The 916-nt window shown below is 33.4% G+C and carries 1 protein-coding gene; it reads right to left on the bottom strand.

From position 1 onward, the window contains the following. Nucleotides 1–513: 513 nt before the first annotated feature. Nucleotides 514–916 (bottom strand): transposase (locus RHOW815_RS08285; protein WP_215217804.1); only part of this gene is annotated, 403 nt, incomplete at its 5' end.

The raw sequence follows: 916 nt of genomic DNA on the forward strand, positions 1-916 counted from the left end.
GAAGAATTAAAAAAAGAATAGGCAGGCGATGAAAGAATCTCTATTGTGATTTTTAACAATCAAACACAAGGAGAGACCTTGCCTAAAGGCTACCATCACACTTTGGGACTAAACATCTTAGAAATATTTCTTGTGTAGAGTAATTGGGGATTATTTATTAGATCTCTTGCATAACCAATCAGCAATCTAAAATTTTAAAGTATTTTAATCCGTGAGATATGATTGTTTGAGCGATATAGCTGGGAATGCTTTTGTTAAGATAGGAATCTATAAATGAAAGCTTTTAAAATAAGGGGTTATGCAAGAAATCTATTGACTAAAACCCAAAACTGAGGTCCATAAGGATAAAAACATTCTTAACAGTTTTTTGATGTAAATTAAAAAAAAATTATATATAGCAGTGCCAATTCAAACGGCTAGCTTAACGGGGTTCAAGTCAACGACTTGAAACTTGTCGTTAATCCTATATTTTTCTATACGATTGAATCGGAACCACTATATACTAGTGCCGATTCAAACGGCTAGCTTAATGGGATTTAAGTCAACGACTTGAAACTTGTCGTTTATCCTACATTTCAAAATATCTGTTATTTTCGGTATCTCTTCTAAGAAGAATCCTCTAATTGCCTGAAAAAAAGTCACCGACGTTTCGTAATATCGATTGTATACCGTCTTTTCCTTTAAGATCTTCCACAAGCGTTCAATAGGATTCAAATTCGGCGAATAAGGAGGGAGATAGTGCACTTTAATCCTAGAAGACATCAGAAACTCTTCTAGTTTCTTATTTTTGTTTGATCTTGCATTATCCAAAATTACATGAATAATTCGAGCCTCTGTCTGTTTTTCTAGCTTCTTGAAAAAATCGAGCATTGCATCGGCATCAACTGTCTTATATTCCTCTGTAAAAATCTTCATT

The sequence above is a fragment of the Candidatus Rhabdochlamydia sp. W815 genome, assembly GCF_018642185.1.
In the GTDB taxonomy this organism is placed as follows: Bacteria; Chlamydiota; Chlamydiia; order Chlamydiales; family Rhabdochlamydiaceae; genus Rhabdochlamydia; species Rhabdochlamydia oedothoracis.